Here is a 7,002-nt window from a genome sequence, read left to right as displayed (position 1 = left end):
GCTTGGGGCCGGCCGTCGGCGAGCAGACCCTCGGGTGACCGGTGCAGTGCGGCGGGGTCGAGGTCGAGGGGGAACGGCTCGGTGAGGGCGGTTCGCTCGCCAACCTGGACGAGGCGGTCGGTGTAGTGCCGCGCGTGAGGTGGCCGAGGCGGGGGCGGGTTCGAGGCGCCAGTAGTGCGCGATGCCGACCGCGGCGTACAGCAACGGCTTCATCTTCTTGTCGGTGACCCGGGTGGTGGGCGAGGCGATCTCGATGGCCACCACGATGTCGTGCACGCTCAACGTGACGCCGGCTTCAGCGGCCGCAGGCGCATCGGCGACGACCAGGTCCGGGATGAGCAGACGCCCGGCGAGCAGGCCACATCGCAGCTGCTCCACCTTCGGTCGGCAACCGTCCCGGTGCCGGTGCTCGCCGCGGCCGCCGTGCTGATCGCCCCGCAGCTGGAGGACTCGGACCCGGCCACCCGCGAGGCCGTCGGCGCTGTCCACGCCCATCTGCTCGCCGCCACCGCGGCAGCTGATCTTGAGGACCGGCAGGGTTCCTGCACCTGCTCCTGACTAACGGGAGCTGCTGCATGAGCTCGTCGTGGCGCCGTGCCGAGTGATCGGTTCCGCAGGGGGCTGGGCTCACAGGCGAGAACCTTGCAGGTCGAACTGGGTGGATGTGCCAAGATCCTCTGCCGTGAAGACTTGGGACGAACTGACTCTCACCGAGCAGGTGCTGGTCCGCCGCGCCGTTAGCGGCATCATCGCGCGCGGCACCGCGCGGCATGTCACGGCGGTGCTGCGCTGGGCGGGCTCGCCCGAGGTCCCGAGGCGGCGCGATGCCTCGCTTGAGGAGCAGACGGCGCGGGTGCCCGAGCTGGCGGCAGCGACGCTTCGACTGGTCGCGGGCGGGTGGTTGACGCTGCGTCGAGCACTCGGGACCGCGTTCGTCCAGGAGGACAGCCCGGAGGTGGTGGGCGCAGAACTGGAGCAGGTGGTGGCCGACCCGGCGACGTGGATCTGGACGCCGGACGGAGAGTCGAAGGTGCCATCCCTCTCACTGCGGGCGACCGAGGAGGGGGACCGCCACTGGGAGGCCGCGGCGAACGCTCCGGGCGCCCCGCCCACCATTCACCAGCTGGACCTGACAGAGGCCGAGGACCGGGTCCGGGTGTGTGCCATGGAGATGAGCGGCTGGCTGACCGGACCGTTCGGAATCCTCGCCGATCTGCCGTCCGGGCCGGCGGGCGAGGAACTGCGGGCGTACGTGGCGGCCGACCTCGCTCCGCTACCACTTCCGTGGTGCTGGCACCTGGAACTACGGGTGGCCGGATGACGAGCGGGATGGGCTCCGGGAGATCATCGGAGCCCTCCGCTACTGGGCATCCGACGGGACGACCGAGGAGCCGCACGCTCTACGGCTGGACGAGAGCCGGATCCGTGAGACCGATGAGGCGTGGGTGCCGGTGATCACGCCGGACGGTCTCGGAGTGCTGGTGTGGTTCAACTCGGACTGAACACGATGATCAACTGTCGGCCCTGAGCCAGAGGATCAGTGCCGCGATGACCACCCCGGCCCGGTAGCGGGCCGCCAGCTTGTCGAACCGGGTTGCCATGGCGCGGAATTGCTTCAACCGTGCGAAGCACCGCTCGACGACGTTCCGCCCTCGGTAGGCGGTCTTGTCGAAGGCCGGCGGTCGGCGCTCGCCGCCGGGATCGAGGCGGCGTCGGACGAGGTCGCGTCCGTCGACACGTTCTCCAGCCGCAGCCCCGAGCCGGCAATCGGCTACGGCCTGGCGGTGCGTTTCCACTCCGGGGCCACGGTCTTCGTCAACGGGCTCGCTCACGTGCGGGCCGGCGGCTGGTGCCGGCCGGATCGGTGGCCAGCACGTCGGCCCGCCAGGAACCGTCCGGGGCGCGGGCCTCCAGCTCGGCGTGGGCGCCGGCATCGCGGGCGGCGCCGGTCAGCTCCAACTCGAGGAGGTGATGGGCCTCCGACTCGCCCTGGAGGGCGATCTCGCAGTGCGGCGGGCGGGGAGCGTGGGCGAAGAACCGCAGACCGCTCCGGGAGACCTTCGCGTGCACTGGGTGCCGGCACTCCGCGCAGACTAGCGGCGCACCCGGCCTCGCCCTCCACACCGTCTTCCAGGCCTGCCCGCACCCGAGGTCGGGCAGGTGTGCGAAGACGGTTCCCCACTCGGCGTGCACCGCACGGAACGCCATCAACCCTCCCTCTCCCGCTGGTTAGTACTCGCCGTCCATGTCGATCCACAGCCGGCCGTGGTGGTCGGTGTGGGCCGGGTAGATGTAGCCGTCGACAACCGCTCCGTCGATCTGGATCTCGATGTCGCTGTACCCGGAGTCCAGGAACACGATCCCGAACTCGTCGGTGTAGGCGTCGTAGACCACGTAGTCGGACACCACGGCCTCGAACTCCGGACCGTCCGTGCTGTCCCACAGCCATCCCATGCCGCGCCTCTCCCTCTGCCCCGGTACCGGTCTCAGATGAAGAGCGTGGAGAGCGCCAGGAACAGCAGCAACGCGCCTGCGGTGCCGCCCAGGACCCAACGCGGGCGCAAGGCGCCGGGTTCGACGAGCGGCCAGACCGTCAGCCCAACAAACACGGTCAGGAACACGGCCAGCGTGATCCGCCAGGCGTTGGTCTCCCCCGCGCCCACTGCGACGGCTGCGCCGTACACGCTGCCCGTGGCCGCTCCGGCTGCGAAGAAGCTGGCGGTAGCCCACACCGCCCGGCGGCAGCTCTTCGAGTCCTCTTCCGGACTCAGGTGCCGGTGGGCGACGGTGTGAAGCCTGCCGTGGATGCGGACGAGGGCCAGCAGCGGGCTCGGCGGTGACTTCGTGGTGGACCGGTTCCTGCCAGACATCCTGCGCTACTCCCGGTAGTTGAGAACCTGCCTACCGCAGGGTCCTCCGGAGATGGAACCTGTGTGATGTGAACAGGCTGAATCGGCCGGATATGGACCTCCCGCCACCGGATGCCCGCAGGCGCCGGTGGGTCAGCAGAGAGCGGTCTGCTCGAAGCGCTCTACGGAACCCGGCCCAGCGCCCCTACCATCGGTCCATGACCGTAGAGTTGACGACCCATCTCGATGACGAATTGGTCGACCATCTGAGGGGCGAGGCCGCCCGTGCGGGTGTCGACCTCGATACCCATCTCGCCCGGGTCGTCACGGCTGACTACCTCGCGGCGCACGGCAGCCGTGCAGAGCAGATTGCCCGGGCGGCCGCCCTGACGGCCGCCGCTGTCCAGGCATGGAACCGGGAAGGGCGGCCCGAAGGCGACGGCCACGACTTCGAGGACGTCTTCGGCCAGTGACCGACCATCACTACCGGGCCCGGCTCTCCGGTGAAGCAACCGCCCTGGTCCGCACGGTTCTGACCGAGGATCAGCGCAAGCAGCTCCAAGGTGCTCTTGAGCTGGCGATGGCCGACCCGTGGTCGTGGCCGGCCAGCGACCGTGAGGACCTGGACGACTCGATCCGGCAGATCGTCCTGCCGGATCTGATCGCGCACTACGTGATCCTGCCGGACCCGCCCGTCCCCCACCTGTGGGTCATCACTCTCACCGTCCTGTAGAGAGTCTGGGCAGTACCGACTCTCCCGGTCGCACAGCCAGGGCGTACCGATCGCCGGCGCGGGGCTGCGGCTGGAGAACGTGTCGTCGGACTCGACCTCGTCCGATGCCGCCGCGAGCCCGGCGGCGAGTGCCACGGCAAGCGCGGCACCATCCACCAGGCGTACCGCGACGGCATGGAGGACCAGCTCGGCGCGCTCGGCCTGGTCCTCAACGCCATCGTGCTCTGGATGACGAAGTACATCGACGCCGCCGTCGCCCAGCTCCAGGCCGAGGGCCACGAGATCCGGGAGGAGGACATCGCCCGGCTGTCCCCGCTCAAGCACCGCAACCTGAACCTGCTCGGCCGCTACAGCTTCACCGTCTCCACCCCGGCCGCCAGCGCCCTGCGCCCGCTGCGCGACCCGGATGCGCCTGCGCTGGACGAGGACGACGACGGACAGGAGTGAGCGTCAGGGGCCGACCGGAGCGCTGATCAGCTTGCGCGCCGCTGCCTTGTTCAGCTGCTCCCTGGCGGTCGCAATCCGCTCCCATGGAGCATGCGGCTCTTCGCCTTCTCGGTCCGCTCCCGCCGCAGACCGTAGATCCTTCATCATGCTGTTGGTTCAGCGCGTCGCTCATAGCGCGAGCGTGCGAGGTGATGGGCCGCTCGCAGCAGCTCACGTGTTGACGCTTCAGTGCGCTCGCCCGGGTTCACCACGGCCAGCCAGCCGACGCTGCCGTAGACGGGGTGCGCGATCACGGTGTCGGTGGCGCTGGGGTCGACCTCGGTGGAGGCCGGTTCGCGCGGTGCGTGACCGCTCCACTGGATGAACGCTTCCTTCCCGGCGGCGATGTTCACGCGGAAGGTGTCCGGCCGATCCAAACGCGATGCCTCGTCGCCGGGGTAGTTCTTGGTCACGACAGTCGCGAACGGCTGGGTCGCCGTCGGAGTGACGCCGTCAGGTGCGTAGTAGAAGAACGTGTCGCCCCAGCTGATTTCCGGTGTGCCGTCGCCGGGTGCGGGCCTGAGGGTCAAGACGCCGTCGAGGGCGTCCACGAAGCTGATGATCTCTTCACTCGTCATGTGCTCCAGCGTTCCATTAAAGTGCCTATGGAGACTTTGGGGCTCAGATATGGGGATTTCAGCATGGCAAGTCTCAAATCAGGGGGTATGCGCACTGCTGATGTCGCGCGTCGCGTCGGGTGCTCCGTTCAACAAGTTCGCAACCTTGAGCGCGACGGTGTGCTTCCACCCGCGACGCGCACGGCCACGGGCTACCGGACTTATGGCGAGGTACATCTGCAGTCCGCACTGGCCTACCGGGCCCTCGCCGCGGCTGTGGGGCCGGTCGAGGCCAAGAAGATCGTTCGGGCCTTCCACCAGTGCCCCACCTCGCATGCCCTGGCCCTTCTCGACGCGGCGCACGCCCGGCTCGACACAGAGCGCGCTGATCTGAGGCACGCCAAGGAAGCCGCCCACGCGATCTCCAGCGAGCCGATCGACGACGTGCGCGCCTCGGACTCGATGAGCATCTCCGAACTCGCCGCCGCCCTCGGCGTGCGCCCGTCGACGTTGCGGCACTGGCATGCGGAGGCTCTCGTCTCCCCCGACCGCGACCCCGTGCGCGGAACGCGACGCTACACACCGGCTCAGGTGCGCGATGCACGGATCGTTCACCAACTGCGCAAGGCCGGATACCGCATCACGCCCCTTCAAGCCCTCATGCCGCAGCTGCGGCACACCCGCCGATCGGAGGACGTCGATTCGGCGCTGGCTGCCAGGGACATCAGCATCACCACGCGATCCGGAGCCCTCCTCGACGGCGCCTCGGCACTCAGCGCTGTGCTCTCCCTGCGCGGGCAAACGGACTGATCCGGGATGTCCGCGAGTGCCCCGCACGGATCGGCGGCGCGTCTTGAAGCACGACGACCGCCCCAGTGCTCGGCGGTCAGTATCCCTCCGCCCCTCGGCCCGCAGCTTCCAATCCTGTCGTCAAACGATCGTTTGCCGACAGGCCGCCGACTCGTCCAATGAACCCGTGCAATCCCGGGGTTCGCGGCGGCGCGAATCCAATCAGATCCGATAGTGATTGATGACAGGGTTTGACGACAGATAGGGTCCGATCCTCCGTCCGGAAGGGGACTTCGGTGGCGAACCTGGTCTACAAGCGGGTGTCGACCGACCAGCAGTCGACCGCCCGGCAGAACCTCGTCGTGGACGAGGCCGGGATCGAGGACCCGGTCGTCTTCGAGTAGGCCCCGGGCACCTCCAGCCGCCTCCACCCGCTTCAGCGGCCGAAGTTCAGCGAGCTGCTGACGTACGCGCGGCCGGGCGACACCGTCCACATCTCCGAGATGTTCCGCCTCGTCCGCGGCACCGGACACATCCTCGACGTGCTCGACGTCCTGCACCGCGAGCAGGTAGCACTGCGCATCCACGACGGCGCGTTCTCCGCGATGGACCTCACCGCCCGCCACCCGCGCACCGGCGAACTGCTGTCCACCGTGAAGTTCATGGTGCAGACCCTCGCCGCCGCCGGCGAACTCCAGCGCGACCTCCAGCGCGAACTGACCTACGACGGACTGCGCGCCGCCGAGGCCAAGGGCAGCAAAGGCGGACGCCGCCCCGCTCTGGCGGCCGCGAAGACCGACACCGTCCGCACCGCGTACCTGGAAGGCCGCTCCATCGCCGCCCTCGCCCGCGACCACGGCGTCAGCCGCGGCGCGATCCGCACAGCCGTCGCCGACCTCCTGCCCGACCACACCGCCATCGAGGAGAACGCCCCCGCCCCGGAACTGCCGGTCACCCTCGACATGCCGGGCAAGGTCGCCGACTTCCTCCGCGCGGCCGACCTGGAGCCCGCCGAGCGGGCCGCGCTCGACCAGGGGGCAACCGTACGGCGAGGTCAGGGCTACACCCTGCGCGTCAGCGCCGTCCCCGCCGTGCACCGTCAGCTCCTCGACCGCTGCCAGCCACTCGACGGCGGCCACGGCGTCCCGGTTGTTCCGGCCCAGCGCAAGGCCCGTCGAGAGTACGAGAACCGCGTCAGCACCCTCGCACCGATCGGACCATGATCGTTCTCAGCGCCAACGGCTGTACCGATGTTCCCCGAGGCCGGAGAGCCCCGTGAGTTCACGGAAACTGAAGCCCATTCAGCGTGAACCCAAGGGTCGATCGGTGTGCGTCAGGCCGGTGTATCCGTGGGTTCGAGTGAAACACGAGGGTAGTCGGCAAGTCGGCGAGCTTCGGTCGTGACCTCTGCGTCGATCTCCGACGGTTCCCTGACGCCAGGCCGACCGGGTGTGCTGGGCCGTCTCTTCTGGATCTTTCCGGGTCTGTGTCGTCCGGTGCTCGCCGTGCCTTCGGAGCGGTGCCGGACGACGCGCCCGTTTGCGGGTGACGGGACTGAGGGATGGCCGGGGCTGAGGGGACTACGGAC

Annotated in this window: 11 protein-coding genes and 3 pseudogenes; 8 read left to right on the top strand and 6 right to left on the bottom strand. The window is 69.2% G+C overall.

Features of this window, described 5'->3' with window-relative positions; genetic code table 11:
- The coding region (locus ACXJMZ_RS35855) for a Uma2 family endonuclease (protein WP_457034193.1) at positions 1-378 on the bottom strand (378 nt) is incomplete at its 3' end.
- On the opposite strand from ACXJMZ_RS35855, the gene ACXJMZ_RS35850 reads away from it, so the two are divergent.
- From ACXJMZ_RS35850 to ACXJMZ_RS35840, 3 genes are all read left to right on the top strand, one after another.
- Positions 271-558, top strand: coding sequence for a hypothetical protein (locus ACXJMZ_RS35850; RefSeq protein ID WP_457034195.1), 288 nt, complete (start codon positions 271-273; stop codon positions 556-558). The genes ACXJMZ_RS35855 and ACXJMZ_RS35850 overlap by 108 nt on opposite strands.
- Positions 559-682: 124 nt before the next feature.
- A complete protein-coding gene (locus tag ACXJMZ_RS35845) occupies positions 683-1,321 on the top strand; it encodes a hypothetical protein (protein WP_457034192.1) in 639 nt (212 codons plus the stop codon).
- Entirely contained in the window at positions 1,212-1,502 is a 291-nt protein-coding gene (locus ACXJMZ_RS35840; protein ID WP_457034194.1) for a DUF6210 family protein, read from the top strand. The genes ACXJMZ_RS35845 and ACXJMZ_RS35840 overlap by 110 nt, the downstream gene beginning before the upstream one ends.
- Positions 1,503-1,511: 9 nt before the next feature.
- Here the strand turns inward: ACXJMZ_RS35840 and ACXJMZ_RS35835 are convergent.
- From ACXJMZ_RS35835 to ACXJMZ_RS35820, 4 genes and pseudogenes are all read right to left on the bottom strand, one after another.
- Positions 1,512-1,673: pseudogene (locus ACXJMZ_RS35835) on the bottom strand (transposase); the annotation flags it as partial.
- Positions 1,674-1,815: 142 nt separating this feature from the next.
- Complete coding sequence (locus ACXJMZ_RS35830; protein WP_457034191.1) at positions 1,816-2,208, bottom strand: hypothetical protein; 393 nt, start codon at positions 2,206-2,208, stop codon at positions 1,816-1,818.
- A gap of 21 nt (positions 2,209-2,229) precedes the next feature.
- Positions 2,230-2,454, bottom strand: coding sequence for a hypothetical protein (locus ACXJMZ_RS35825; protein WP_457034190.1), 225 nt, complete (start codon positions 2,452-2,454; stop codon positions 2,230-2,232).
- 32 nt (positions 2,455-2,486) lie between these two features.
- Positions 2,487-2,870 (bottom strand): hypothetical protein, encoded by a 384-nt coding sequence (locus tag ACXJMZ_RS35820; RefSeq protein WP_457034189.1) that lies wholly within the window; start codon positions 2,868-2,870, stop codon positions 2,487-2,489.
- A gap of 197 nt (positions 2,871-3,067) precedes the next feature.
- Here ACXJMZ_RS35820 and ACXJMZ_RS35815 point away from each other — a divergent pair, with 197 nt between their 5' ends.
- The 3 genes and pseudogenes from ACXJMZ_RS35815 to ACXJMZ_RS35805 form a co-directional block, all read left to right on the top strand.
- Positions 3,068-3,322, top strand: a complete 255-nt coding sequence (locus ACXJMZ_RS35815; protein ID WP_457034188.1) for a hypothetical protein — start codon at positions 3,068-3,070, stop codon at positions 3,320-3,322.
- Positions 3,319-3,582: a hypothetical protein gene (locus ACXJMZ_RS35810; protein WP_457034187.1), complete on the top strand. Its 264-nt coding sequence runs from the start codon at positions 3,319-3,321 to the stop codon at positions 3,580-3,582. The genes ACXJMZ_RS35815 and ACXJMZ_RS35810 overlap by 4 nt, the downstream gene beginning before the upstream one ends.
- A 132-nt stretch (positions 3,583-3,714) precedes the next feature.
- Positions 3,715-4,029: pseudogene (locus tag ACXJMZ_RS35805) on the top strand (Tn3 family transposase); the annotation flags it as partial.
- Between the two features lie 143 nt (positions 4,030-4,172).
- Here ACXJMZ_RS35805 and ACXJMZ_RS35800 read toward each other — a convergent pair.
- Entirely contained in the window at positions 4,173-4,646 is a 474-nt protein-coding gene (locus tag ACXJMZ_RS35800; protein WP_457034186.1) for a DUF6194 family protein, read from the bottom strand.
- Positions 4,647-4,733: 87 nt separating this feature from the next.
- On the opposite strand from ACXJMZ_RS35800, the gene ACXJMZ_RS35795 reads away from it, so the two are divergent.
- On the top strand, positions 4,734-5,435 hold the full coding sequence (locus ACXJMZ_RS35795; RefSeq protein WP_457034185.1) for a MerR family transcriptional regulator: 702 nt from the start codon (positions 4,734-4,736) through the stop codon (positions 5,433-5,435).
- A 425-nt stretch (positions 5,436-5,860) separates the two neighbouring features.
- A pseudogene (locus tag ACXJMZ_RS35790) lies at positions 5,861-6,637 on the top strand (recombinase family protein); the annotation flags it as partial.
- Between the last annotated feature and the right edge of the window lie 365 nt (positions 6,638-7,002).

It is taken from the genome of Kitasatospora sp. P5_F3, from assembly GCF_054049135.1.
This window is presented reverse-complemented; position numbering and strand designations above follow the sequence as displayed.

Excerpts from the sequence above, each read along its gene's own strand:
- ACXJMZ_RS35830 (WP_457034191.1), bottom strand. The coding sequence starts at position 2,208 with ATGGCGTTCCGTGCGGTGCACGCCGAGTGGGGAACCGTCTTCGCACAC.
- ACXJMZ_RS35825 (WP_457034190.1), bottom strand. The coding sequence starts at position 2,454 with ATGGGATGGCTGTGGGACAGCACGGACGGTCCGGAGTTCGAGGCCGTG.
- ACXJMZ_RS35820 (WP_457034189.1), bottom strand. The coding sequence starts at position 2,870 with ATGTCTGGCAGGAACCGGTCCACCACGAAGTCACCGCCGAGCCCGCTG.
- ACXJMZ_RS35815 (WP_457034188.1), top strand. The coding sequence starts at position 3,068 with ATGACCGTAGAGTTGACGACCCATCTCGATGACGAATTGGTCGACCAT.
- ACXJMZ_RS35800 (WP_457034186.1), bottom strand. The coding sequence starts at position 4,646 with ATGACGAGTGAAGAGATCATCAGCTTCGTGGACGCCCTCGACGGCGTC.
- ACXJMZ_RS35795 (WP_457034185.1), top strand. The coding sequence starts at position 4,734 with ATGCGCACTGCTGATGTCGCGCGTCGCGTCGGGTGCTCCGTTCAACAA.